Origin of the sequence: Actinomycetospora sp. CA-053990, assembly GCF_050948445.1 — a bacterium.
Taxonomy (GTDB): domain Bacteria; phylum Actinomycetota; class Actinomycetes; order Mycobacteriales; family Pseudonocardiaceae; genus Actinomycetospora; species Actinomycetospora callitridis.
Genome location: NZ_CP192043.1, coordinates 2,328,077 through 2,351,625 on the forward strand (window position 1 = coordinate 2,328,077; position 23,549 = coordinate 2,351,625).

At 73.6% G+C, this 23,549-nt stretch carries 25 protein-coding genes and 1 pseudogene; 17 read left to right on the forward strand and 9 right to left on the reverse strand.

Features of this window, described 5'->3' with window-relative positions; translation table 11 throughout:
- Positions 1 to 4: 4 nt before the first annotated feature.
- On the reverse strand, positions 5 to 1,012 hold the full coding sequence (gene galE, locus ACQPYN_RS11845) for a UDP-glucose 4-epimerase GalE (protein ID WP_433037011.1): 1,008 nt from the start codon (positions 1,010 to 1,012) through the stop codon (positions 5 to 7).
- Positions 1,013 to 1,060: 48 nt separating this feature from the next.
- Positions 1,061 to 1,783 (reverse strand): metal-dependent transcriptional regulator, encoded by a 723-nt coding sequence (locus ACQPYN_RS11850; protein ID WP_328308915.1) that lies wholly within the window; start codon positions 1,781 to 1,783, stop codon positions 1,061 to 1,063.
- 86 nt (positions 1,784 to 1,869) lie between these two features.
- Between ACQPYN_RS11850 and ACQPYN_RS11855 the strand changes: the two are divergent.
- Positions 1,870 to 2,265, forward strand: a pseudogene (locus ACQPYN_RS11855) (sulfurtransferase); the annotation flags it as partial.
- On the opposite strand, the gene ACQPYN_RS11860 reads toward ACQPYN_RS11855, so the two are convergent.
- On the reverse strand, positions 2,211 to 2,345 hold the full coding sequence (locus tag ACQPYN_RS11860; protein WP_433037013.1) for a hypothetical protein: 135 nt from the start codon (positions 2,343 to 2,345) through the stop codon (positions 2,211 to 2,213). The pseudogene ACQPYN_RS11855 and the gene ACQPYN_RS11860 sit on opposite strands and share 55 nt — an antisense overlap.
- Before the next feature lie 51 nt (positions 2,346 to 2,396).
- Here ACQPYN_RS11860 and ACQPYN_RS11865 point away from each other — a divergent pair, with 51 nt between their 5' ends.
- From ACQPYN_RS11865 to ACQPYN_RS11880, 4 genes are all read left to right on the forward strand, one after another.
- The gene (locus ACQPYN_RS11865; RefSeq protein ID WP_433037015.1) at positions 2,397 to 2,807 is read left to right on the forward strand and encodes a sulfurtransferase; all 411 of its coding nucleotides are present in this window, start codon (positions 2,397 to 2,399) and stop codon (positions 2,805 to 2,807) included.
- Positions 2,804 to 4,003, forward strand: a complete 1,200-nt coding sequence (locus tag ACQPYN_RS11870; protein ID WP_433037017.1) for an acetoin utilization protein AcuC — start codon at positions 2,804 to 2,806, stop codon at positions 4,001 to 4,003. Before ACQPYN_RS11865 ends, ACQPYN_RS11870 begins: the two co-directional genes overlap by 4 nt.
- Before the next feature lie 19 nt (positions 4,004 to 4,022).
- The gene (locus ACQPYN_RS11875) at positions 4,023 to 6,716 is read left to right on the forward strand and encodes a GNAT family N-acetyltransferase (protein ID WP_433037019.1); all 2,694 of its coding nucleotides are present in this window, start codon (positions 4,023 to 4,025) and stop codon (positions 6,714 to 6,716) included.
- An 82-nt stretch (positions 6,717 to 6,798) separates the two neighbouring features.
- Positions 6,799 to 7,290, forward strand: coding sequence for a hypothetical protein (locus ACQPYN_RS11880; protein WP_433037021.1), 492 nt, complete (start codon positions 6,799 to 6,801; stop codon positions 7,288 to 7,290).
- 300 nt (positions 7,291 to 7,590) lie between these two features.
- Here the strand turns inward: ACQPYN_RS11880 and ACQPYN_RS11885 are convergent, their stop codons facing one another.
- The 3 genes from ACQPYN_RS11885 to ACQPYN_RS11895 form a co-directional block, all read right to left on the reverse strand.
- On the reverse strand, positions 7,591 to 8,586 hold the full coding sequence (locus tag ACQPYN_RS11885) for a sigma-70 family RNA polymerase sigma factor (RefSeq protein ID WP_433037023.1): 996 nt from the start codon (positions 8,584 to 8,586) through the stop codon (positions 7,591 to 7,593).
- A gap of 190 nt (positions 8,587 to 8,776) precedes the next feature.
- Entirely contained in the window at positions 8,777 to 9,244 is a 468-nt protein-coding gene (gene dtd / locus ACQPYN_RS11890) for a D-aminoacyl-tRNA deacylase (protein ID WP_433037025.1), read from the reverse strand.
- 7 nt (positions 9,245 to 9,251) lie between these two features.
- Positions 9,252 to 10,748, reverse strand: coding sequence for a DUF7059 domain-containing protein (locus ACQPYN_RS11895; RefSeq protein ID WP_433037027.1), 1,497 nt, complete (start codon positions 10,746 to 10,748; stop codon positions 9,252 to 9,254).
- 243 nt (positions 10,749 to 10,991) lie between these two features.
- Between ACQPYN_RS11895 and acs the strand changes: the two genes are divergently transcribed.
- A complete protein-coding gene (gene acs, locus ACQPYN_RS11900) occupies positions 10,992 to 12,932 on the forward strand; it encodes an acetate--CoA ligase (RefSeq protein WP_433037029.1) in 1,941 nt (646 codons plus the stop codon).
- 227 nt (positions 12,933 to 13,159) lie between these two features.
- On the opposite strand, the gene ACQPYN_RS11905 is transcribed toward acs, so the two are convergent.
- The gene (locus tag ACQPYN_RS11905) at positions 13,160 to 13,996 is read right to left on the reverse strand and encodes a lysophospholipid acyltransferase family protein (protein ID WP_433037031.1); all 837 of its coding nucleotides are present in this window, start codon (positions 13,994 to 13,996) and stop codon (positions 13,160 to 13,162) included.
- 48 nt (positions 13,997 to 14,044) lie between these two features.
- Positions 14,045 to 14,731 (reverse strand): M50 family metallopeptidase, encoded by a 687-nt coding sequence (locus ACQPYN_RS11910; RefSeq protein WP_433037033.1) that lies wholly within the window; start codon positions 14,729 to 14,731, stop codon positions 14,045 to 14,047.
- Positions 14,732 to 14,884: 153 nt separating this feature from the next.
- Here ACQPYN_RS11910 and ACQPYN_RS11915 point away from each other — a divergent pair, with 153 nt between their 5' ends.
- Together ACQPYN_RS11915 and ACQPYN_RS11920 are read left to right on the forward strand one after the other, a co-directional pair.
- Positions 14,885 to 16,216, forward strand: a complete 1,332-nt coding sequence (locus ACQPYN_RS11915; RefSeq protein ID WP_433037035.1) for a class I SAM-dependent methyltransferase — start codon at positions 14,885 to 14,887, stop codon at positions 16,214 to 16,216.
- A complete protein-coding gene (locus tag ACQPYN_RS11920; RefSeq protein WP_433037037.1) occupies positions 16,213 to 17,043 on the forward strand; it encodes a DUF1295 domain-containing protein in 831 nt (276 codons plus the stop codon). The genes ACQPYN_RS11915 and ACQPYN_RS11920 overlap by 4 nt, the downstream gene beginning before the upstream one ends.
- Before the next feature lie 23 nt (positions 17,044 to 17,066).
- Here ACQPYN_RS11920 and ACQPYN_RS11925 read toward each other — a convergent pair whose 3' ends face one another.
- Positions 17,067 to 17,528 (reverse strand): peroxiredoxin, encoded by a 462-nt coding sequence (locus ACQPYN_RS11925; RefSeq protein WP_433037039.1) that lies wholly within the window; start codon positions 17,526 to 17,528, stop codon positions 17,067 to 17,069.
- Between the two features lie 105 nt (positions 17,529 to 17,633).
- On the opposite strand from ACQPYN_RS11925, the gene ACQPYN_RS11930 reads away from it, so the two are divergent.
- The 9 genes from ACQPYN_RS11930 to ACQPYN_RS11970 all read left to right on the forward strand — a co-directional run bounded on the left by ACQPYN_RS11930 (position 17,634) and on the right by ACQPYN_RS11970 (position 23,529).
- Complete coding sequence (locus ACQPYN_RS11930) at positions 17,634 to 18,077, forward strand: helix-turn-helix domain-containing protein (RefSeq protein ID WP_433037041.1); 444 nt, start codon at positions 17,634 to 17,636, stop codon at positions 18,075 to 18,077.
- Between the two features lie 10 nt (positions 18,078 to 18,087).
- Positions 18,088 to 18,519, forward strand: a complete 432-nt coding sequence (locus tag ACQPYN_RS11935) for a VOC family protein (RefSeq protein ID WP_433037043.1) — start codon at positions 18,088 to 18,090, stop codon at positions 18,517 to 18,519.
- Positions 18,516 to 19,106, forward strand: a complete 591-nt coding sequence (locus ACQPYN_RS11940; protein WP_433037045.1) for a maleylpyruvate isomerase family mycothiol-dependent enzyme — start codon at positions 18,516 to 18,518, stop codon at positions 19,104 to 19,106. The genes ACQPYN_RS11935 and ACQPYN_RS11940 overlap by 4 nt, the downstream gene beginning before the upstream one ends.
- Before the next feature lie 48 nt (positions 19,107 to 19,154).
- Positions 19,155 to 19,859 (forward strand): alpha/beta fold hydrolase, encoded by a 705-nt coding sequence (locus ACQPYN_RS11945; protein ID WP_433037047.1) that lies wholly within the window; start codon positions 19,155 to 19,157, stop codon positions 19,857 to 19,859.
- 23 nt (positions 19,860 to 19,882) lie between these two features.
- Positions 19,883 to 21,124, forward strand: coding sequence for an NAD(P)/FAD-dependent oxidoreductase (locus ACQPYN_RS11950; protein ID WP_433037049.1), 1,242 nt, complete (start codon positions 19,883 to 19,885; stop codon positions 21,122 to 21,124).
- Positions 21,121 to 21,897, forward strand: coding sequence for a DUF1365 domain-containing protein (locus ACQPYN_RS11955; RefSeq protein WP_433037051.1), 777 nt, complete (start codon positions 21,121 to 21,123; stop codon positions 21,895 to 21,897). The genes ACQPYN_RS11950 and ACQPYN_RS11955 overlap by 4 nt, the downstream gene beginning before the upstream one ends.
- Complete coding sequence (locus tag ACQPYN_RS11960; RefSeq protein ID WP_433037053.1) at positions 21,894 to 22,421, forward strand: GNAT family N-acetyltransferase; 528 nt, start codon at positions 21,894 to 21,896, stop codon at positions 22,419 to 22,421. Before ACQPYN_RS11955 ends, ACQPYN_RS11960 begins: the two co-directional genes overlap by 4 nt.
- Before the next feature lie 4 nt (positions 22,422 to 22,425).
- The gene (locus ACQPYN_RS11965) at positions 22,426 to 23,016 is read left to right on the forward strand and encodes an HhH-GPD-type base excision DNA repair protein (protein WP_433037057.1); all 591 of its coding nucleotides are present in this window, start codon (positions 22,426 to 22,428) and stop codon (positions 23,014 to 23,016) included.
- 87 nt (positions 23,017 to 23,103) lie between these two features.
- Positions 23,104 to 23,529: a DUF3099 domain-containing protein gene (locus ACQPYN_RS11970; protein ID WP_433037059.1), complete on the forward strand. Its 426-nt coding sequence runs from the start codon at positions 23,104 to 23,106 to the stop codon at positions 23,527 to 23,529.
- Positions 23,530 to 23,549 lie beyond the last annotated feature (20 nt).

The following is a 23,549-nucleotide window of genomic DNA, read 5'->3' on the forward strand; positions in this document are numbered from 1 at the left end:
GGGCTCAGGCCCGCGCGCGGGCGAAGGCCCAGGCGTCGGCGACGATGCCGTCGAGCTCGGTGTGGGTGGGCTTCCAGCCCAGCTCGGCGCGGGCCCGAGCCGACGACGCGACGAGTACGCCCGGGTCGCCGGCGCGCCGCGGCGCCACGCGCGCCGGGATGGCGTGGCCGGTCACCCGACGGCAGGCCTCGATCACCTCGAGCACCGAGAAGCCCTGCCCGTTCCCCAGGTTGCACACGAGGTGCCCGCCCGCCTCGCCGAGCGACCCGGCGTCGCCGCGGGCCAGCAGGTCGAGCGCGAGCACGTGGGCCTCGGCGAGGTCGTCGACGTGGATGTAGTCGCGCACGCAGGTGCCGTCGGGGGTGGGCCAGTCGTCGCCGTAGATCGCGATCTCGTCGCGCTGCCCGAGGGCGACCTGGAGGACCAGGGGGATGAGGTGGGTCTCGACCGTGTGCCGCTCGCCCAGCGCGGCGGTGCCGCCGGTGCCGTGCGCCCCGGCGACGTTGAAGTAGCGCAGGCTCACCGCGCCGAGCGCGCCGCCCGAGGCCGCGGTGTAGTTGCCGATCGCGAGGTCGACGGCGAGCTTCGTCGCGCCGTAGGTGTTGGTCGGGCGCGTCGGCGCGTCCTCGGTGATCGGGGAGCCCTCGGGCTCGCCGTAGGTGGCCGCGCTCGAGGAGAACACCAGCCGCGGCACGTCGTGGCGCCGCAGGGCGTCGAGCAGCGCGACGGTGGTGACGACGTTGCCGTGCCAGTACTTCGCGGGCTTCTCGGCCGACTCGCCCACCAGCGAGCGCGCCGCGCAGTGCACGACGCCGTCGACATCCCCGGCGCCGAGCACCTCGTCGGCGACCTCCGCGACGTCGCCCACCACGAGCCGCGCACCCTCGGGCACCGCGTCCCGGTGCCCGGTCGACAGGTCGTCGACCACCACCACGTCGTTGCCCGCGTCCAGCAGGTACCGGGCGCACACGCTGCCCACGTACCCGGCGCCCCCCGTGACCACCAGCGTCATGACGGCCAGTGTGCCGGGCCCACGTCGTGGGCCCGGCGGGGGGAGGAGCTACTGGGCGCGCACCAGCACGGCGTGGGCCACCAGCGGGTCGACCTGCGCGCTCGAGCCCTTGTGCCCGACCCCCACCGCGTCGCCGAAGCGGGGGATGGCCACGACGTCGACGTCGCTGCCCGGCAGCACGCCGGCGCTCTTGAGGTCCGCCATGAGCTGCTCGTTGAGCTGGATGTGCTCGGCGATGCGGCGCACCTCGACCTTGCCGCCGCCGCCGCGCGCGAACTCGTCGAGCCGCACGAGGCCCGCCTCGTCGGGCGTGGGCGTGCGCGTCGGGGCCGCGGGCTCCTCGCCGTCGCTGTTGCGGAGGGTCTCGAGACCGGGGATCGGGTTGCCGTACGGCGACACCGAGGGCTCGCCGAGCAGCGTGAACAGCTTGCGCTCGACGGCGTCGCTCATGACGTGCTCCCAGCGGCACGCCTCGACGTGCACGTGCTCCCACTCGAGCCCGATGACGTTGACGAGCAGCAGCTCGGCGAGGCGGTGCTTCCGCATGACGGCCACCGCCTTGGCGCGCCCGCCCGGGGTGAGCTCGAGATGGCGGTCGCCCGCGACGTGGACCAGGCCGTCACGCTCCATACGGGCGACGGTCTGGCTGACGGTGGGACCGCTCTGCTCCAGACGCTCGGCGATGCGGGCCCGGAGGGGGACGACCCCTTCCTCCTCGAGCTCGTAGATCGTCCGGAGGTACATCTCGGTGGTGTCGATGAGGTCGTTCATGCACACCCCTTTCCGCTCACCAATAGTACCGACGCTGTCCGACACCGATACGGCGGCGAGGTGGTGCCACAGGGCACGATCGACGCATGGACACCGAGTCGGGTCCCCTGCCCACCCCCGTCGTGCCCGTCGACTGGCTCCGGGACGCCCTCGGGCGCCCCGAGGGACGCCCGGTGGTGCTCGACGTGCGGTGGACGCTGCGGCCGCCGCCCCGCAACGCCAAGGAGCGCAAGGCCGCCGCCCGTGAGGACCCGCCGGGCCTCGTCGAGCACGACGCCGGGCACATCCCCGGCGCCGTCTACGTCGACCTCGACACCGAGCTCGCCGGCCCGCCGGGCCCCGCGGGCCGCCATCCGCTGCCCGACCCCGACGTGCTCGAGGAGACCCTGCAGCGCGCCGGCGCCGTGGACGACTCCGAGATCGTCGTCTACGACGGCGGCGACGGGATGGCGTCGTCGCGGGCCTGGTGGGTGCTGCGCTGGGCGGGCATCCGGCCCGACCGGGTCGCGGTGCTCGACGGCGGCTGGCCGGCGTGGGTGGCCGCGGGCGGCGAGGTCTCCACGGTCGGGGGCGGCGTGCGCCGCCCGGCACCCTGCGCGTCGACGCCGGCGCGATGCCGGTCCTCACCGCGTCCGGCGCGGCCGACGTCGCCTCGGCGCGCGACGCCGTCCTGCTCGACGGGCGCGCCGCCGAGCGCTTCCGGGGCGAGACCGAGCCGATTGACCCGGTCGCGGGCCACGTGCCCGGCGCCGAGAACCTGCCGGCCGCCACCCTCATCGGCGACGACGGCCACTGGCGCGCCGCCGACGACGCGGCGTCGGTGCTGCGCCCGTTGGTCGAGGAGGCGGGGGCGGTCGGCGCCTACTGCGGCTCCGGGGTCAGCGCGGCGATGCTCGTGCTCGGGCTGGAGCACGCCGGCCTGCGGACACCCGGGGATCCCGCCGGGCTCTACGTCGGGAGCTGGTCACACTGGTGCGGGACGGGACGGCCGGTGGAGACCGGCCCCGGTACCGTCGCCACGTGACCAGCTCCGGAGCCCCGACGGTGGACCCGGCCCGCGTGGCCGTGGTGTGGGACGAGAGCCTGCTGGGCTACAAGCTCTCCGAGTCGCACCCGCTGCACCCGGTCCGCCTCGACCTCACGATGCGCCTCGCGCGCTCGCTGGGCGTGCTCGACGGCGTCGACCTGCTGACCCCGACGATGGCGCCCGACGAGGAGCTGCGCCGTGTACACGTGGCCAGCTACCTCGAGGCGGTGCGGGTCGCGCCGGAGCGCGGCGACGACATGGCCCACCAGCTCGGGACGTCCGACAACCCGATCTTCGAGGGCATGCACGAGGCGAGTGCCCTGGCCACCGGGGCCTCGATCGCCGCGGCCCGGGAGATCGCCGAGGGCCGGGCCGACCGCGCGGTCAACATCGCCGGTGGGCTGCACCACGCCATGGCCGACCACGCCTGGGGCTTCTGCGTCTACAACGACTGCGCGGTGGCGATCTCCTGGCTGCTCGACCACGGCTACGACCGGATCGCCTACCTGGACACCGACGTCCACCACGGCGACGGCGTCCAGGCCGCGTTCTACGACGACGACCGCGTGCTGACGATCTCGATGCACCAGCACCCGCGCACGCTGTGGCCCGGTACCGGCTTCGCCTCCGAGCTCGGCAGCGGCCGGGCGTCGGGCACGGCGGTCAACCTCGCGCTGCCGCCCGGCACGCGCGACCAGGGCTGGCTGCGGGCGTTCAGCGCCGTCGTCCCGTCGCTGCTGGGCGCCTTCCGGCCGCAGATCCTCGTCACCCAGTGCGGGGTGGACACCCACCACGAGGACCCGCTGGCCGAGCTGTCGCTCACCGTCGACGGCCACCGCGCGATCTACAGCAGGCTGCGGGAGCTGGCGGCCGAGTACTCGGACGGCAAGTGGCTCGCCCTCGGCGGGGGCGGCTACGGGCTGTTCCGCGCGGTGCCCCGGTCCTGGACCCACCTGCTGGCCACCGTCCTCGACCGCGACGTCGAGCCGCACCGCCCGATCCCCGCGGACTGGACGTCGTACGCCACCGGGAAGACCCGGCGCCCGCTGCCGACGTCGATGACCGAGGACGCCCCCACCGACTTCGAGCGCTGGGGCGGCTTCACCGAGGTCGAGGTCGACCCGTTCCTGCTCGAGACCCGCCGCGCGGTGTTCCCCCTGCACGGCCTGGACCCGGCGGACACCCGCGACTGACACCCCGACGAGGGCGAGGATGACCGAGATCGCCGACCCCGACGCCACGACCGCAGAGGTCCGGGCGGTGCCCGACGCGCCCTATCCCGCGCACTGGGAGGCCGACGTCGTGGCCTCCGACGGCGCGACGGCCCACCTGCGCCCGATCTCGGCCGACGACGCGGACGACGTGATCGCGTTCCACAGCCGGCTGTCGGACCGCACCCGCTACTTCCGGTACTTCAGCCCCTACCCGCACATCCCCGAGCGCGACCTGAAGAACTTCGTCGAGGTCGACCACCACGACCGCGTCGCCCTCGTGCTCTGGCTCGGCCGCGAGATCATCGCCATCGGGCGCTACGTGCGGCTCGCGCAGACCACGGCGGCCGAGGTCGCGTTCGTGGTGCGCGACGACCACCAGGGCCGGGGTCTCGGCTCGATCCTGCTCGAGCACCTCGCCGCGGCCGCCCGCGAGTGCGGGCTCACGCGCTTCGTCGCCGAGGTGCTCACCGAGAACCACCAGATGGTCCGGGTCTTCCGCGACGCCGGGTTCGAGGTCAGCCGTGCGCTCGAGGGCTCGACGCTGCACCTGGAGTTCGACGTCGCGTCGACCTCGCGGGCCCGTGAGGTGCAGCTCGCACGGGAGCAGCGCGCCGAGGCCCGCAGCGTCGCCAACGTGCTCTCGCCGCGCTCGGTGGCCGTCGTGGGCGCCTCGCCGGACGAGACGAAGATCGGCCACGTCGTCCTCGCGAACCTGCTGCGCGGCGGGTTCACCGGCCCCGTCTACCCGGTGCACCCCGAGGCGCGGTCGGTGCGCGGGGTGCGCGCGTACCCGAGCGTCACCGAGATCCCCGACGACGTGGACCTGGCCGTCCTGGCCGTCCCGCCCGACGAGGTCCCGGGCGTCTTCGACGCGTGCCTCGAGAAGGGGGTGCGGGGGCTCGTCGTCATCACCTCGGGATTCGGCGAGACCGGCCCGAGCGGGCTCGCCGCGCAGCGCGAGCTGGTCACCGCCGCCCGGGCGAACGGCATGCGGGTGGTGGGTCCGAGCGCGCTCGGCGTCGTCAACCTCGACGCGGACGTGTCGCTCAACGCCTCGCTCGCGCCGCGGCTGCCCCCGCCGGGCCGGGTGGGCTTCTTCTGCCAGTCCGGGGCGCTCGGCATCCAGATCCTCGCCGCTGCGGCCGAGCGCCGCCTCGGGCTCTCGTCGTTCGTCTCGGCCGGCAACCGCGCCGACCTCTCGGGCAACGACCTCATGCAGTACTGGGACACCGACCCCGACACCGACGTCGTCCTGCTCTACCTCGAGACCTTCGGCAACCCGCGCAAGTTCGCCCGGGTCGCCCGCCGGCTCGCCCGGCAGAAGCCCGTGATCGCGGTGAAGAGCGGGCGCCACGTCGCCGCCGCGCCGGGTCTCGCGGGCAGCGCGCAGCCGATCGACGAGGCCGCCGTGGGCGCGGTGTTCGACCAGTCCGGGGTGATCCGGGTGGACTCGGTCGACGAGCTCTTCGACGCCGCCCAGCTGCTCGCCCACCAGCCCCTGCCACCCGGCCCGCGGATCGGGATCGTCGGCAACTCCACGGCGCTGGGCGTGCTGGCCGCGGACGTCGTGCTCGCCCAGGGCCTGTTCCTCGCCCGGGACCCCGTCGACCTGGGCACGTCCAGCGGCGCCGAGGAGCTGCGCGCGGCGGTGGCCGATCTCCTCGCCGACGACCAGTGCGACGCCCTCGTCGTCGTCTACGTGCCCGCCATCACCACCGACGCCACCGAGCACGCCCGGGCCCTCTTCGATGCCGTGCGCGGCGCGGAGAAGCCGGTGGTCTCGACGTTCCTCGCCTCGGAGGGCGTCCCCGAGGTGCTCACCGTGTACGACGGCGAGCACGGCGGACCGCAGCGCGGCAGCATCCCGTCGTACCCGAGCCCCGAGCGCGCGGTGCTCGCGCTCTCCCGTGCGGTGCGCTACACGCAGTGGCGCTCGCGGCCGGTCGGCGACTTCGTCGTCCCGTCCGGCGTCGACGTCGAGGCGGCGCGCACGCTCGTCGCGGCCATCGAGCCCGGCCCGCGCACCCTGCTCACCGACGAGCAGGCCGACGCGCTGCTGCGCTGTGTCGGGGTGGTCGTGGCGCCGTTCCGCCGGGTGCGCTCGGCCGACGACGCGGTGGCCGTGGCGCGGGAGCTGGGCGGCGCGGTGGTGCTCAAGACCGCCGACCGCGGCTGGCGGCACCGCACCGACCTGCGCGGGGTGCACGTGGGGCTCACCGAGTCCACCGCGATCGCGAGCGCCTACGAGCAGCTCGTCGAGCTCTCGGGCTCCGACGAGGTGTACGTCCAGGTGCAGGCCCCGCCGGGGATCCCGTGCGTGGTCGAGGTGCGCGACGACCCGTCGTTCGGCTCGCTCGTGTCGTTCGGGCTCGCCGGGGTGGTGGGGGAGCTGCTGGGCGACCGCGCCTACCGCGCCACGCCGCTGTCGACGATGGACGCGGCGACACTGGTGCGCGCGCCCCGGGCTGCTCCGCTGCTCGACGGCTACCGCGGCGCCCGCCGGGCGGACCTGCCCGCGCTCGAGGACCTCGTGCTGCGGATCGGTGTGCTCGCCGACGCCGTCCCCGAGATCCGCTCGCTCGTGCTCGACCCGGTGCTCGCCGCCGAGCGCGGGGCGCACGCCACCGGCGTCACGGTGGTGCTCGGCCCGCCGCCGGGTCCCAGCGACGCCGGTCCGCGCCGTCTGCGGTAGCTCGTTCGCGGTCAGAGCACCCGAAAGTGCTCACAATGGCGCGCCACACGGCGGACGGCGGCGTCCTACCGTCGGACGCACCATGCGCCACGCACCCGCGATCCCGACGGCCCTGCGCCTCGGTCTGCTCGCCGCCGTCGTCCTGCTCGCCGCCGGCTGCGGTGAGGCGGGGGAGACGCCCGCACCCCCGACCGCGGCCACGATCCCCACCGGGGCGCCGCCGGTGAACCGCCCGGTCCCGGCGGTCCCGGACCCGCTCGTCGCGACACCGCCCGCGGGCACGACGGTGCTGCCCGTCGAGCGGGTCGACGCCGGGGCGCTGCCGGCGGGGCTGCCGACGCTCGTGTGGACCCGCGGGGACCGCACCGTCGGGGTCTACGGGCGCGCGGGCGGGTGCACGGATGCGCGACTGGAGGTCGTCGAGCAGGGCACGGAGCGTGTCGTCCTGCACGTCGTCCAGTTCACGACCGGCCCCGGGCCGTGCACCCGGGAGGTGCTCTACCCGCCGTTGGAGGTCACCCTCGACGCCCCGTTGGACCGGCGTCCGGTGGTGCTGACCGGGCAGGTGCCCTGAGGGCGGAGATCACCAGGGGCGGGGAACAAGACCCCGGAAAGTCGGAAGACCGGGCCGGCCCCCGACCGTCCCGGTCTCCCGTCGCGAGGCGAGGTCGGGTTGCGACCTGCCGTCGTGGATTTGGCCGAGCCGGTGGACCCCACGTGAGTGGGGTCACACCCGGCCCGTGCACCTCAGACTGCCGTTACTGACGAGTCACCGTCAATGCGCAGTTCGGGCGGCACCGTCCGGAACGATCCCGACACGGTGCGTTCCCGAACGCGCGGTCGGGGCCCGTCGGCCCGCGGCTCAGCTGGCCTCTCAGCTCGCCGCGTAGGCCCTGAGCCGGCTGGCGCGGTCGCCGTCGCGGAGCTTGACCATGACCTCGCGCTCGATCTGGCGCACCCGCTCGCGGGAGAGCCCGAACTGCCGGCCGATCTGGTCGAGCGTGCGCGGCTGGCCGTCGTCCAGGCCGTAGCGCAGCCGGATGACGTTCTGCTCCCGCTCGTCGAGCGTCGCGATGACGCGGCGCATGTCGTCGTGGAGCAGGCCGGAGATGACCGTCGACTCGGCGTCGGTGGCCTCGGCGTCCTCGATGAAGTCCCCGAGCGGGGCCTCCTCCTCGGAGCCGACCGGCATGTCCAGGCTCACCGGGTCGCGGCTGTGGTCGAGGAGGTCCGAGACCTTCTCCACCGCGATGCCCGACTCCTCGGCCAGCTCCTCGTGGGTGGCCTCGCGGCCGAGGGTCTGGTGGAGGTCGCGCTTGATGCGGGCGAGCTTGTTGACCTGCTCGACCAGGTGGACGGGCAGGCGGATGGTGCGGGCCTGGTCGGCCATGCCGCGGGTGATGGCCTGGCGGATCCACCACGTCGCGTACGTCGAGAACTTGAAGCCCTTGGCGTAGTCGAACTTCTCGACGGCACGGATCAGGCCGAGGTTGCCCTCCTGGATGAGGTCCAGCAGCGGCATGCCGCGGCCCGTGTAGCGCTTGGCCAGCGAGACGACCAGGCGCAGGTTCGCCTCGAGCAGGTGCGCGCGGGCCCGACGACCGTCGCGGGCGACGGCCCGGAGGTCGGTGGCGCGCTGCGGGTCGAGGTCCTCGGACTGCTCGAGCAGGTGCGCCGCGTAGACGCCCGCCTCGATGCGGCGCGCCAGGTCCACCTCGTCGGCGGCCGTCAGCAGCGCGGTTTTTCCGATACCGTTGAGGTAGACGCGGACGAGGTCCGCCGCAGGGCCCTGGGCGTCGAGGTCGCTCTCGGCAGACCCGGTCGGCATGGCCGCCTCGGGGCCGGTCTGCGGTGCGAGTGTCGCCGTCATTGCTTCCTCCCTGCGCGGCGCGAAGGTGCTGTGGCGCCGCTACATCTGGTCGAACGCGTCGGGGACGGCGTTCGTTCCCGTACTGGGATACAACAGTGGGGTGCCCGGTGTGGCGTGCCCGACGCATGGCGCGCGCCACCCGCGGGCAACTTCTTCCGGATCTCCATCCGACGGCCGGAGCGCGGCTGCGCTAGGTCTCCACGAGCACCGTGAAGGGGCCGTCGTTGCTTGATACAACGCGCATGTCGGCCCCGAACTTCCCCTCCTCGACGGGCGCTCCGCGCCGGCGTAGCGCCACGACCACCTCGGCGACCGCCGCGCGCGCCACCGCCGGCGGTGCGGCCGCCGACCACGACGGGCGGCGCCCCTTGCGGGTGTCCCCGTAGAGGGTGAACTGGCTGACGACGAGCAGGCCCGCTCCGGTCTCGGCGCAGGAGCGCTCGTCGCCTCTCCCTTCCCCGTCGCTGCGCTCGCCCCTGAGCAGGCGGAGCTCGTGGAGCTTGCGCGCCATGGTCTCCGGGGCCTCGGGACCGTCGTCGCGGTGGACGCCGAGCAGCACGAGAAGCCCGGGGGCGTCGAGCTCGCCGACGACCTCGTCGCCGTCGGGACCCTCCACGGTGACGCGGGCTCGGACCACGCGGCTCACGACGGCGCGCACGTCACCCTCACCCGCACACCAGCATCCCGTGCCGGATCAGGTCCCGGACGACGGGCAGGGTGGCCTCGGCGAGCTCGTCGGCGTCGCGGCCGTGGGCCAGCGCGAGCAGCTCGAGGAGGTCGCGCAGCGGGAGGTACCCGCGGCACCCGGCCAGCAGGGCGGCGCCGAGCTCGTCGACGTCGTGGCGCCACTGCGGGCCGTCGAGGCGCACCAGCGTCGCGGCCACCTCCGACCAGCCCTCGTCGGTGGGGACGAGGCCGCGCTCGAGGGCGACGGTGTCCGGCACCCGGGGCCGCGTGTCGAGCAGCGCGTCACCGGGGTGCCGGGCGAGCCACGCCGTGCGGTCGAGCCACGCCTCGATCTCGGGGCCCAGGGGGTCGTCGTGGGACTGGCGGAGGTCCTCGCAGACGACCGTGCCCTCGACGTCCGGCGCGGTGCGGCGCAGGGTCACGAACCCGAACCCGATCGCGTGGACGCCCTCGCCCGCCAGGAAGTCCAGCCACCGCTCCGAGAGCGCGGTGCCCTCGGGCGAGGCCGGGTCGACGCCCGCGTCGCGCAGCCAGGTGCCGACGTGCAGCGCGGGGTCCGCGACGTCGCGCTGCACCACCCACGCGTCCAGCCCGCCCGGCGCGGCGGCCTCGGCCGCCTCCGCGAGCCAGGTGCGCGGGCGCTCCGTCCAGTCGTCGGAGGTGATCAGCCAGGAGGCGAGCAGCTGGGCGACGCCGCCCTCGGTCAGGAAGCCGGGCAGCCGTCCCACCAGCAGCGCGCTCGCCCCGTCGCCGCCGAGCCCGGAGTCGCGGTAGACGTGGTCCACCTGCGGCGGCCCGGGCACGAACGGCGGGTTGCTGACGATCTGGTCGAACCGGCGCCCGGCCACGGGCTCGAGCCACGGTCCGTCGAGGAGCTCGGCGTCGACCCCGGAGAGCGCGAGCGTCACCCGGGCCATGTGCAGCGCGCGGGTCGAGACGTCCGTCGCCGTCATCCGGCGGGCGTGCCCGGAGCAGTGCAGCACCTGCACCCCGCACCCGGTGCCCAGGTCCAGGAGCGTGTCGACGGGGCGGCGGACCGTCGCGCGCGCCAGCGACAGCGACGCCGCACCGGTGCCCAGCACGTGCTCGCGGTCGGCGGTCCGGCCGCCGGGGTCGACCTCGAGGTCGGAGAGCACCCACCACGGCGCCGCGTCCGGGACGGCCGCGTCGCCGTGCGGGCGCAGGTCCAGCACGGCGGAGACCTGCCCGTCGCGGTCGGCGAGCAGCCCCGCGGACACGGCCTCGTCGACGTCCACCGGCTCCAGCGCCGCCGCCACCTCGTCCCGCGGTACGGGGTCGCCCAGCAGGAACAACCGGATCAGCGTGCCCGCCCCGCCGGTGTCCCGCACCGCCCGACGGGCCGGCGTGGTCTCGCCGCGGTCGAGCGCGGCGCGCGCCGCCGGACCGAGGAGTGCGGCCACACGGTCCACCGTGAACCCCATCCGTACCAATGTGGTGCGTAAGCCACGCCACATTCGGGCATCAGGAACGACGACACCCTCCGTGACAGCGATGTCCGGATCGGGGAGGTCGGGTCGGGGCACGCACGTGATGGTCACACTGCAGCAGCAGTCGATCATCGCCGCCCTGTCCGCGCCCCCTCCGATCGCACCGTTGCCTCGGGCAGGGAAGTGCGTGACGGTACGCACACAGCAAGGGGCACCAGGCGTCGACGGCGCCCACCGGTGCCCGTGACGACGACCGGGAGGCACACGCGGATGTCGGAAGCGACCACCAGCCAGGAGGGGAAGACCTACCCGCCGGACTCGGAGCTGTCGAAGACGGCCAACGTGCGGCCGGAGATGCTCGAGCAGGACCTCCAGGAGTTCTGGAGCGAGCAGGCCAAGGACAAGATCAGCTGGTTCGAGCCCTTCGACACGGTCCTCGACTGGAACCTGCCCTACGCGAAGTGGTTCGTCGGCGGGAAGCTCAACGCCTGCTACAACTGCGTCGATCGGCACGTCGAGAACGGCAAGGGCGACAAGGTGGCCCTGCACGTCGTGCCCGACGACGGCCCGGACTCGTCCGAGGCGCGGGACATAACGTTCTCGCAGCTGCAGGAGCAGGTGGTCAAGTTCGCCAACGGGCTCAAGAAGCTCGGGGTCGGCAAGGGCGTCCCCGTCGGCATCTACATGCAGATGATCCCCGAGGCCGTCGTGGCCATGCTGGCGTGCGCCCGCCTGGGCGCGCCGCACACCGTGGTGTTCGGCGGGTTCAGCGGCAAGGCCGTGGCCGAGCGCTGCAACGACCTCGAGTGCAAGGTCCTCATCACCCAGGACGAGGCGATGCGCGGCGGCAAGTCCGGCGCGCAGAAGACCAACGCCGACGAGGGTCTCGACGCCGGCCCGACCACCGTCGAGAAGGTCGTCGTCGTCAAGCGCTCCGGCGCGGACATCCCGATGGGCGACCGTGACGTCTACCTCGACGACCTCGTCGCGGACGTCTCCGGCGACGCGTCGGACTGCCCGTGCGAGCCGATGGAGTCCGAGGACCTGCTCTTCCTGCTCTACACGTCGGGCTCCACCGGGAAGCCGAAGGGCGTCGTCCACACCACGGGCGGCTACCTCGTCGGAACAGCGACGACCCACAACCTGGTCTTCGACGTCAAGGACGACTCGGTCTACTGGTGCGCGGCCGACATCGGCTGGATCACCGGCCACAGCTACATCGTGTACGGGCCGCTGGCCAACGGGTGCACCTCGGTGCTCTTCGAGGGCGTCCCCGGCTACCCGGACAAGGACGTCTGGTGGCGGACCATCGACAAGTACGGGGTGACGATCCTCTACACCTCGCCGACGGCGATCAAGTCGCACATGAAGGCCGGCGAGCAGCACATCGAGGGTCACGACCTGAGCTCGATCAAGATCCTCGGGAGCGTCGGTGAGCCGATCAACCCGGACGTCTGGGAGTGGTACCGCGAGCACGTCGGCGGCGGCAAGGCGCCGATCATGGACACCTGGTGGCAGACCGAGACGGGGCACATCCTGATCACGCCGCTCCCCGGGATCACCACGTTGAAGCCGGGCATGGCCCAGCAGCCGTTCCCGGGTGTGCGTCCGGAGGTCCGCGACGACGAGGGCAACCAGCTCGGCGTCGAGCAGACCGGCAACCTCGTGCTCACCCAGCCCTGGCCGGGCATGATGCGCACGCTCTACAACGACGACCAGCGCTTCAAGGACACCTACTGGTCGAAGTACTCCGACGCGTACTTCGCCGGCGACGGCGCCAAGTACGACGCCGACGGCGACATCCAGCTCATGGGTCGCATCGACGACGTCGTCAACGTGTCCGGCCACCGTCTCTCGACCTTCGAGGTCGAGAGCGCCCTGGTCGAGCACGCCGACGTCGCCGAGGCCGCCGTCGCGGCGCGCAAGGACGACGACACCGGACAGGCGATCGTCGCCTTCGTGTCGCTCAAGGGCGACAAGGAGGGCACCGAGGAGCTGGAGCAGGCGCTGCGCGAGCAGGTCGCCCAGTCGATCGGCAAGCTCGCCCGTCCCGCGACGGTGATCTTCGCCAGCGACCTCCCGAAGACGCGGTCGGGGAAGATCATGCGGCGGCTCCTCAAGAACCTCGCGGAGGGTGAAGAGCTGGGCGACACGTCCACGCTCGTCGACCCGACCGTCGTGGAGGAGATGCAGAAGCAGATGAACGGCTAGGTGCGCTTCGCGCATGTGAGCACTTCGAGGTGCTCCGGCACCTCGAAGTGCTCACATGCCGGAGGCACACGGCGCTCTCGTTGCAGTCGATGCAGCGGGAGCGCCGTTCGTGCGTCCGGGGCCGGCGCGCGCGGTCGGCACCGAAGATCAGGGGCGCCAGAAGCACCTCGCGCGCGTTCGTGAGGTGGACGGCGCGCCCGTGATCTTCCGGGTAGCCGGGGGAGCGGTCAGCTCACGGCGGGCGGCTGGAGGTCGGCCGCGGGCTGCGGGTCCTGGGTCTCGGGCTCCTGCGGCGGCTCCTCGCGACGCAGCACCGCGAGCTGCTCGGTGATCCGACCCATGATCCGGTCGGTGGCCTCCTGCAGGGCGGTGCGCCCGATCCGTCCCTCGCGCAGGTCGTCGAGCGCGACCGGCGGGCCCGCGAGCACGCGCAGGGTCGCGCGCGGGTAGAGCGTGCCGAACTTCGCGGTCGGCGGGAGCAGGTGGTTGGAGCCCCACTGGGCCACCGGGATCACCGGCGCGCCGGTCTCCAGGGCCATGCGTGCGACGCCGGTGCGCGCCGGGCGGGGCCAGCCGTCGGAGTGCTCGGCGAAGCCGCCCTCGGGGTAGACGACGACGACCTCGCCCTGCCGGACCGCCTCGACCGCTGCGCGGAAGGCCTCGATGCCGGAGGCGCCCCGGTCGACGGGGATGTGCCGACCCCCGCGCAGCGGCGCGCCGACCACCGTCTGGCCCCACAGCTCCTTCATCGCGAGGAAGCGGGGCACGCGGCCCTGGGCCATGCAGTACGAGACCAGGACGATCGGGTCGACGTGCGAGAGGTGGTTCACCGCGAGCAGCGCCCCGCCGGACGCGGGCACCTGGCGCCCGCCGCGGAAGTCCCAGCGCGCCACGGCCATGAGCACCGGCCAGAGCAGGTCGATCGCGAAGCCGTACCAGAAGCCGCGGTCGGTGCGGGGGTAGAGCGCCAGGATCGCGAGCTTGCGCCACAGACGCATCGGCCGCCCCGGACGACGCCGATCGTGGGCCTGGGAGATCCGGCGGAGCCGGTCCTGACGCGCCATGCCGCAGATCATGTCTCCCGTCCTCCGCGGCCGCATGGGTGGAGTCCCCTAGCCGATGTCGTAGCCGGGCCGGAGGAGGAGCTGACCGCCGACGATGAGGGCGACGACGGCGATGAAGATCCACACGAGCGACCACACGAAGTTGGGGATCAGAGTTCTCCCGGCCAGGTTGGCTCCGTCTTGAGACGGTTCCTGCAGAAGGCTGACGTTCTTGACGAGGCCGCCGATGAGGAGAACCCACGCGAGGCCGACGGCGATGGCCGCCTGCAGGGTGTCGGAGCCGGCCAGGAGCAACCAGGTGAACCCGAGAGCGATCAGCGCCGGGATGAGGAACGCGAGACCGTTCTTGGAGAGGGCGACGGCGAGTACGGAGAAGACGATCGACGCCAGGAGGACCGCCCACGGGTTGCCTGCGGCGATGAGCGCCGCCCCCGCCAGGCCCAGGAGCGATGGCGTCGCGTACCCCACGAAGGACCCGATGTTCTTCCTGATCCAGCCACCGACGTTCTTCGGCATCGTTCCGCCGTCGGCGTTGTCCTCGAGCTCCCAGTACTCCGTACCCCGCAGGGTGACGAGGTTGGCGAGCATGTGGCCGCCCTCGTGGGCCAGGGTGTTCACATAGGCGATGACGTAACGCGAGAACAGCACGAGCAGCAGTGCGATGAACCCCGTCCCGAATGCGATCGGTTCCCCCACGATCGGGACGTCGTTCACCGCCAGGTCCACCCCCACCATGGAGTGAATCGCAGCACGTTCCGTATTCGGATCACCCGGACGACACGCCGTCTACACCCGATCGCGACGAGGCAACTGTGACGGATGCGAAGCGGGTGAACCGATCGCCGGTGCCGTCCGATCCATGTGACGTCGCGACGGAGGGAGAACACGGTGGGCGCAGGGGCAGCACAGCGGGTGGCGGGGGCGGTCGGGGCGTTCCTCGAGGGCCCGGTGCCGGTGCGCATCCGGGCGTGGGACGGCAGCGAGGCCGGGGCGGCGCCCGGACCCGGCGTGCCGACGGTGGTGCTGCGCTCGCGGCGGGCGCTGCGTCGGCTCCTGTGGGAGCCGGGTGAGATGGGCCTGGCGCACGCCTACGTCTCGGGCGACCTCGACGTCGACGGTGACCTCGCCGAGGGGCTCTCGGCGATGTGGGCCCTGGTGGAGTCGGGGACGATCACGAAGCGCCGGCCCGGCGCCCGCGAGCTGCCCGGACTCGGCGCGGCAGCCCTGAGACTCGGTCTCCTCGGCAGCAAGCCGGCGCCGCCGCCCGAGGCCATCAAGATCAAGGGCCGGCTGCACAGCAGGCGCCGCGACCGGGCCGTCATCGCCCACCACTACGACGCCGGCAACGCGTTCTACAGCCTGCTGCTCGACGACTCGATGGCCTACTCGTCGGGCTACTGGACGTCGGAGGACAGCACCCTCGAGCAGGCGCAGCGCGACAAGCTCGACCTGGTCTGCCGCAAGCTCGACCTCGCGCCCGGGCGCCGGCTGCTCGACATCGGCTGCGGCTGGGGCTCGCTCGCCGTGCACGCCGCGCGCGAGTTCGGCGCCCAGGTGCGCGCGGTGACGATCTCGCGCGAGCAGCGCGACCAGGTCAACGCCCGGATCCGCGCCGAGGGCCTCGCCGGGCAGGTGCAGGTCGACCTGCTCGACTACCGCGACGTCGCCGAGAAGATCACCGCGGTCGACGGCCCGTTCGACGCCGTGAGCGCGATCGAGATGGGCGAGCACGTCGGCGACGCGCACTACCCGGTCTTCGCCGCGACCCTCCACGGCGCGCTCCGGCCGGGCGGGCGGGCGCTGGTCCAGCAGATGTCGCGCGGGGCGAACGCGCCCGGCGGCGGCGCGTTCATCGAGACCTACGTGACCCCGGACATGGTGATGCGCCCCGTCGGCGACACCCTGACGTTCCTGCAGCGCTCGGGCCTCGAGGTCCGCGACGTCCACGTCATGCGCGAGCACTACGTCCCGACGATCCGGGCCTGGCTCGCGACGCTCGAGGAGCGCTTCGACGAGGCCCTCGGGCTCCTCGGCGAGCGCGGCGCCCGGATGTGGCGCCTCTACCTCGCGGGAGGCGCGCTGGCGTTCGAGGAGAACCGCATGGGCGTCGACCAGATCCTCCTCGCCCGCCCGACCGACCGCGGCCGCAGCGGCATGCCCGCCACCCGCGACGACTGGTCGGTGCGAACGCGGTCGGTCGCGGGTACGACGGACTCGTGAGTCCCGCCTTCGACCTGGCCGCCTTCGGCCTCCTGCTCGCGGCCGCGGTGGCCGGCGTCGTCGTGGTGTTCGCGGCGACGCTGGTCGTCGCGCGCCTCGCCGGGCGGCACAGCGTCGTGGACGTGGCGTGGGGCCTGGGTTTCGTGGTCGTCGCCGTGATCGCGTACGTGACCTCGGGTGTGCTGGGCGTCGGCGACACCGTGGTGCGCACCGTCGTCCTCGCGCTCGTGGCGATCTGGGGCCTTCGCCTGGCGATCTACATCGGCTGGCGCAACCACGGGAAGGGCGAGGACCCGCGCTACGCGGAGATGCTCGGCGACGACCACCCGCCGGGCGCGGTGACCGCGTACGTCCTGCGCAAGGTCTACCTGCCGCAGGCCGGCGTCATGCTCGTCGTCTCCCTCCCGGTGCTGGCCGCGATGGTGCGGGCGTCGACGGTGCTGCCCGTGGTGATCGTCGGCGCGCTGCTGTGGCTGGTCGGGTTCACCTTCGAGTCCGTCGGCGACGCCCAGCTCGCGTCCTTCAAGGCCGACCCGGACAACAAGGGCAAGGTCATGGATTCGGGGCTCTGGCGCTACACCCGCCACCCGAACTACTTCGGCGACGCCTGCGTCTGGTGGGGCGTCTTCGTCGTCGCCGCGGGCCATCCGCTCGCCCTGGTCACCGTCGTCGGGCCGCTGCTGATGACGTACCTGCTCACGTCCGTGACCGGCAAGGAGCTCACCGAGAAGTCGATGTCGCAGCGCCCGGGCTACGACGAGTACGTCCGTCGCACCTCCGGCTTCCTGCCGTTGCCCCCCGGCTCCCGCCCGGCCCGCGCCACCTGAGGGCGGCGCGAGCCGGGTCGGTGTCACGCGCCCTGGCGCTCGCGCAGGGTCGTGAGGGCGTCGTCGGCGTGCAGGTCGAACTTCATCTCACTGCCGATCACCTCGAGCACCGTGCGGTCGGTGTCGATGACGAAGGTCTTGCGCTTCACCGGCAGCGCCGGCAGCCACGACCGCTTCGCGCCGAACTGCTTGGCGACGGCGCCGTCGGGGTCCGAGAGCAGGGGGTAGTCGAAGGAGTTCGCGGTCGAGAACGTGTGCTGCCTCTCCACCGAGTCGGCGCTGATGCCGACCCGCTGGGCCCCCAGCGCGGCGAACTCGGAGGCGAGGTCGCGGAAGTGGCAGCTCTCCTGGGTGCAGCCGCCCGAGGAGGCCAGGGGGTAGAAGAACAGCACCACCGGACCGTCGGCGAGCAGCCCGGACAGCGTCCGGCGGGTGCCGGTGTCGTCGGCGAGCTCGAAGTCGGGGGCGATGTCTCCGGCCTTCATGGGGGTTCCTTCCGCGGGTGGGGATGTGTCGGGACGCGTACGTCCCCGGCGCGCGGGGAGTTCGGCGGCCGTGACACAGGCTCTTCTGCAGCCGATGATGGGGCCGTGGGCACGGTGACCTCGCACCCGGTCGAGCGGCACCTGCTGCGGGCGCGCGACCTGGCCGACCGGGCCTACGCCGAACCCCTCGAGGTGCCCGATCTCGCGCGCGCCGCCGGGCTCAGCACCGCCCACTTCAGCGACCGGTTCGCCGCGGCGTTCGGCGTCACCCCCCACGCCTACCTGCTCACGCGCCGGCTGGAACGGGCCGCGGCGCTGCTGCGCCAGACCGACCACACGGTGGCCCGGATCTGCGCCGAGGTGGGCCTGAGCAGCGTCGGCAGCTTCACCGTCAGCTTCCGGCGCATGTTCGGGCGTACGCCGACCGCCTACCGGAGGGCGTTCCCGCCCGCGCACGACCACGCGCTCGTGCCGGAGTGCGTGACGCGCCTGCACGGACGTCCGCAGAACCGGAGTTCTCGAGAGGACCCGCGCGCCGCGGATCCCTAACGTCGGCGCCGTGCTCGCCATCCACCGCATCAACGTCTGGGTCCACGACCAGCGGGTCGCCCTGGAGTTCTGGACGCGCAAGGTCGGGTTCGAGCTCCGGGCGGACGCGACCTTCCCCGAGCTCGGCGGCTTCCGCTGGCTGACCGTCGGGCCCCCGGGGCAGGCCGATCTGGAGCTCGTCCTGATGGCGGTCCCGGAGCCGCCGGTGCTCCCGCGCGAGCAGACCGAGCTCATCCGCTCGGTGATGTCCCAGGGCCTGGCCGGCGCGATCTTCCTGGCGACCGACGACGTGCGGCGCGACCACGAGCTGCTCACGGCCCGGGGGGTCGAGTTCACCGAGCCCCCCGAGGCGCGGCCCTACGGGATCGACGCCGGGTTCCGCGATCCCTCGGGCAACCAGGTGCGGTTGACCCAGGCCCTCACGGACGGGGCTCCGGCATGAGCACGCCCGAGGCCCTCGTCGCGGCCGAGTTCGCGGCGCTGGCGGACGCGCTCGAGCCGCTCGACTCCGACTGCTGGTCGGCGGACTCGCTGTGCGCGGGGTGGACGGTCGCCCACGTCGTCGCCCACCTGACGATGGCGGCGCGCTACCCGGCCGACCGTTTCGGGGCCGAGCTCGCCGCCGACGGGTACGACTTCACCCGCACCTCCGACCGCCTCGCGGCCGCCGACGCGACGCTGCCGCCCGCCGCGCTGGTCGCGGACCTGCGCAGCGACACGATGGCCTCCTTCGCCCAGCCCGGCGGCGGGATGGCCGGCTCGCTGAGCCACGTGGTGATCCACGGCCTCGACGTGACGGTGCCGCTGGCCCTCGGGCGGGTCGGTGCCGACGAGGCCGCCGCGGCGGTCCTCGATCAGCTCGTCGCCCCGGGCGAGCGCACCGTCTTCGGGGTCGACACGGCGGGTCTCGCCCTGACCGCGACCGACCTCGACCGGACCTACGGGCGGGGGACGCCGGTGGCCGCGAGCGCCGCCGAGCTGATCCTCGCGCTCGCCGGCCGGGAGGGTGGTGCGCGCCTCGGCCGATGAGGTGGCTCCCGGACCGCGTCCCCACGCCGCAGGCCGCAGGATGGAGAGGTGACGCTCCCGCGCCTCGACCGCGTCCGTCCCGCCACACGGCGTCCCGTCACCGGGGCCGTGGTCGTGCTGCACGGCGGGAGCCCGGACAACCGGGAGGCCGCCGACGGCCTGCGGCTGCCCTACCTGCGGATGGTGCCGTTCGCGCGGAGCCTGGCGTCGGCCGGAGCCCGCCGCGGGGTGGACGTCGGCCTGCTGCGCTACCGCTACCGCGGCTGGAACGCCCCCGACCTCGACCCCGTGCAGGACGCGCGCTGGGCCCTGCGCGACCTGCGGCAGCGCCACGGCGACGTCCCGGTCGTGCTGGTCGGGCACTCGATGGGCGGGCGCGCCGCGCTGCGCGTCGGCGGCGACGAGGGCGTGGTCGGTGTCGCCGGGCTGGCGCCGTGGATCGAGCGCGGCGAGCCCTGGGAGCACCTCGCCGGCCAGACGGTGCTGATCGCCCACGGCGACCGCGAGCGCATGACCTCGCCGCAGGCGTCGCGGTGGTTCGCCGGACGCGTAGCGACGATCTCCGATCGCGTCGCCCGCTTCGACGTCCTCGGCGACGGCCACACGATGCTGCGGCGGGCCTCCGCCTGGCACGACCTCGTCACACACTTCGCCCTCGGTGCCCTCGGACTCGAACCGTTCACCGAGCCCGTCGCGAAAGCGATGGCGGCAGGGGATCCGGACGGACTGGAGGTCCCCCTGGAGAATCCGTAGGGATTCGGGTGAGGAGCAGAGTCATGCGGGAGCGGGTCGCGGTCATCGGGGCGGGGGTCTCGGGACTCACCGCGGCCTACCTGCTGCAGCGTCGGTACGACGTCACCCTGTTCGAGGCGGAGGGCCGTCTCGGCGGGCACGCGCACACCCACGAGCTCGACACCGTCGCGGTCGACTCCGGGTTCATCGTCCACAACGACGTCACGTACCCGAACCTGCTGCGACTGTTCGCCGAGCTCGGGGTCGCGACGCAGGACTCCGAGATGAGCATGAGCGTCCGCGACGAGGCCACCGGACTCGAGTACGCCGGCGCCCGCGGGCTCACGGGCCTGTTCGCCCAGCCGCGCAACCTCGCGAACCCCCGCTACCTGCGGATGCTCGGCGAGGTCCTGCGGTTCCACCGCCAGGCCCGCGCGGTGGTGGCCGGGACGTCGCCGCTCGCCGAGGACGTCACCTTCGGCGAGTTCCTCGACGCCGGCGGCTACTCGCCCTACTTCGTCGAGACCTTCGGCCTGCCCGTGGTGTCCGCGGTCTGGTCGTCGGGGCCGGAGCTCTCGCGGCAGTACCCGGCGCGCTACCTGTTCACGTTCCTCGCGAACCACGGGATGCTCTCGATCGGCGGCTCGCACCGCTGGCGCACCGTCGTCGGCGGCTCGCGCACCTACGTCGAGCGCGCCGCGAAGGGCCTGTCGGCGGTGGAGGTGTCGACGCCCGTGCGCGCCGTGGTGCGCTCCGGAGACGAGGTGCGTGTCCGCGACGACGCCGACGTCGAGCGCCGCTTCGACCGCGTCGTCGTCGCCACCCACGCCCCGGACGCGCTGCGCCTGCTCTTCGCGCCGACCGCCGAGCAGGTGTCGGTGCTCGGGGCCTTCCGCTACTCGCCCAACGAGACCGTGCTGCACACCGACACCTCGGTGCTCCCGCGGGCCGAGGGGGCCCGGGCGTCGTGGAACCTGCTGCGCGTGCCGGGGGAGTCGAAGGTGCTGGTCAGCTACGACATGACGCGGCTGATGCGGTTGCCCGGCTCGGAGACCTACGTCGTCACGCTCAACGCGACCGACCGGATCGACCCGAGCACGGTCATCGCCCGCATGGACTACGAGCACCCCGCCTACACCCCGGAGTCGGTCGCGGCCCAGCACCGGCTGCCGGAGCTGAACGACGATCGGCTCGCCTTCGCCGGCGCGTACCACGGCTGGGGCTTCCACGAGGACGGCTGCGCCTCGGGGGTGCGCGCCGCCGCCGCCCTCGGCGTGACGTGGTGAGCTGGCTCTACGAGGCCGAGGTCGGCCACCGGCGACTCGAGAGCCTCGACGACGCCTTCACCCACCGGCTCTACCTGTGGCTCGTCGACCTCGACGACCTGCCCCGGCTGCCGGCTCCGCTGCGGCCGTTCGCGCGGTTCCGGGCCGCCGACCACATCGGGCACCCCGACCGCACGATCCGCGAGAACCTCGATGAGTTCCTCGCCGCGCGGGGGATGGAGCGGCCCGCGCGGGTCCTCATGCTCGCCCACGCCCGGGTGCTCGGCTGGGTGTTCAACCCGATCACGCTCTACTGGTGCCGCGACGCCGCCGGCGCACTCGTCGCCGTCGTCGCCGAGGTGCACAACACCTACGGCGGCCGCCACCACTACCTGCTCGACGTCTCCGACGACCCGGAGGCAGGCCGCGCCCGCGTCGACAAGGACTTCTACGTCTCGCCGTTCTTCCCCGTCGACGGCGAGTACCGGATGCGCGTGCCGGAGCCGGGGGAGACGCTCTCGGCGACGATCGTGCTGCGCCGCGAGGGCGGGACGGCGTTCGTCGCCACGCTGCGCGGCCGGCGGCGGCCCGCCACGGCGCGCAGGGTGCTCGCCGCCGTCCTGCGGCACCCGGCGGTGACGCTGCGCGTGTCGGCGGCCATCCGGCACCGGGGCATCCGGTTGTGGGCGCGCGGCCTGCCGGTGATCGCCCGCCGTCCCGTCGACACCGGGCGCGGGCTCGATCAGCTCGAGTCGACCGGGGCCGGGTCGTCCCGGCACACTGGGCGCCCGTGACCGCTCCGCTCACCATCCGCGTCGCCGAGGCCGCCGACGTGGACTCCCTGCTCGCCCTCGTGCACAGCGCCTACCGGGGTCCGTCGGGCCGCGAGGGCTGGACGTCCGAGGCCGACCTCATCGACGGCCCGCGCACCACCCGCGAACTGCTGGCCGCCGACGTCGCCGACCCGTCGATCTCCGTGCTCGTCGCCGGCGACCTGCTCGGCTGCGCCGCCGTCACGCACGAGGCCGGCGCGTCGACGGCGTCGTTCGGCCTGTTCGCGGTGCGGCCGGGGCTCCAGGGCGGGGGCGTCGGGTCGGCGCTCCTCGCCGCGGCCGAGGACCACGCCCGCGAGCGGGGGGCGACGGTCATGGAGATGCTCGTCATCGACCGCCGCGAGGAGCTCATCGCCTGGTACGAGCGGCGGGGCTACGCGCGGACGGGGGAGAGCCGCCCGTTCCCCTACGGCGCCGAGGGCGTGGGCGAGCCGCGGGACGACGACTTCAGGTTCGCCGTGCTCGCGAAGAATCTGGGACGCTGAGCCGGTGCCCGACCTGACCCTCGCGCAGGACGCCGACGCCGACGCGGTCCTGAGCTCGAACTCGCTCGCGCTGCTCATCGGCATGCTGCTCGACCAGCAGTTCCCGATGGAGCGCGCGTTCGCCTCGCCCGCCCTGCTCACCGAGCGCCTCGGCGGCCCGCTCACGGCCGCCGGGATCGCCGAGTACGACACCGAGGCCCTCGTCGCCGCGTTCACCGGCCCGCCGGCGCTGCACCGCTACCCGCGCTCGATGGCCGAGCGGGTGCAGGCGCTGTGCCGGACGATCGTCGCCGACTGGGGCGGCGAGGTCGAACGCCTCTGGAGCGACGCCACCGACGGCCGCACGGTGCTGGCGAACCTGCAGTCGCTGCCCGGCTTCGGCAAGCAGAAGGCGCAGATCTTCACGGCGCTGCTCGGCAAGCAGTGCGACGTGCGCCCCGAGGGCTGGCGCGAGGCCGCGGGCTCGTACGGCGACGACGGCTCGCGCCGCTCGATCGCCGACGTCGTCGACCCCGTCACGCTCGGCGAGGTGCGCGAGTTCAAGCAGGCGCAGAAGAAGGCGGCCAAGGCCGCGAAGGCCGACGCACCCTCCTGATCACCCCAGGTGGCGCCCGGCGCGTCCAGGGTTGAGTCTGGTGGGTGCGGGCACCCGCGCAAGAGCGGTGCCGAGGAGGCGACGAACGTGAACCGACGTCACGACGACGACGGGCCGATCCTGATCACTCAGGCCCAGGTCTCGTACGACGAGGAGTTCGCGGCGCGCAAGAAGCGCTACTCGCTGATCATGGCGTGCCGCATCCCGTGCCTCATCCTCGCCGGGGTCTTCGGCATCTATTTCCAGTGGCCGTTGGTCGCGGTGGCGTTCATCGTGCTGTCGGTGCCGCTGCCGTGGGTCGCGGTGCTCATCGCGAACGACCGCCCGCCGAAGAAGGCCGAGAAGGCCAACCGCTACCGCAAGAGCCACCGCGCGCTCGACAGCGTCCCCGACGCGCAGATCATCGAGGCCGCCGAGGTGCTCGACCGGCGCGACCAGCGCACCGAGTGGCCCCGCCAGTCCCAGCAGGACGAGCCCGCCCACGAGCCGCCGCGCACGGGCACCGGGGGCTGAGCTCGCCCCGGGCGGGACCG

Bases quoted from the DNA above. Each gene is read 5' to 3' on its own strand.
- acs (WP_433037029.1), top strand. From the start codon at position 10,992: ATGTCGGAAGCGACCACCAGCCAGGAGGGGAAGACCTACCCGCCGGAC.
- ACQPYN_RS11880 (WP_433037021.1), top strand. From the start codon at position 6,799: ATGCGCCACGCACCCGCGATCCCGACGGCCCTGCGCCTCGGTCTGCTC.
- galE (WP_433037011.1), bottom strand. From the start codon at position 1,012: ATGACGCTGGTGGTCACGGGGGGCGCCGGGTACGTGGGCAGCGTGTGC.
- ACQPYN_RS11895 (WP_433037027.1), bottom strand. From the start codon at position 10,748: ATGTGGCGTGGCTTACGCACCACATTGGTACGGATGGGGTTCACGGTG.
- ACQPYN_RS11865 (WP_433037015.1), top strand. From the start codon at position 2,397: ATGCCGGTCCTCACCGCGTCCGGCGCGGCCGACGTCGCCTCGGCGCGC.
- ACQPYN_RS11850 (WP_328308915.1), bottom strand. From the start codon at position 1,783: ATGAACGACCTCATCGACACCACCGAGATGTACCTCCGGACGATCTAC.
- ACQPYN_RS11905 (WP_433037031.1), bottom strand. From the start codon at position 13,996: ATGGCGCGTCAGGACCGGCTCCGCCGGATCTCCCAGGCCCACGATCGG.
- ACQPYN_RS11940 (WP_433037045.1), top strand. From the start codon at position 18,516: ATGAGCACGCCCGAGGCCCTCGTCGCGGCCGAGTTCGCGGCGCTGGCG.
- ACQPYN_RS11885 (WP_433037023.1), bottom strand. From the start codon at position 8,586: ATGACGGCGACACTCGCACCGCAGACCGGCCCCGAGGCGGCCATGCCG.
- ACQPYN_RS11950 (WP_433037049.1), top strand. From the start codon at position 19,883: ATGCGGGAGCGGGTCGCGGTCATCGGGGCGGGGGTCTCGGGACTCACC.
- ACQPYN_RS11875 (WP_433037019.1), top strand. From the start codon at position 4,023: ATGACCGAGATCGCCGACCCCGACGCCACGACCGCAGAGGTCCGGGCG.
- ACQPYN_RS11910 (WP_433037033.1), bottom strand. From the start codon at position 14,731: ATGGTGGGGGTGGACCTGGCGGTGAACGACGTCCCGATCGTGGGGGAA.
- ACQPYN_RS11925 (WP_433037039.1), bottom strand. From the start codon at position 17,528: ATGAAGGCCGGAGACATCGCCCCCGACTTCGAGCTCGCCGACGACACC.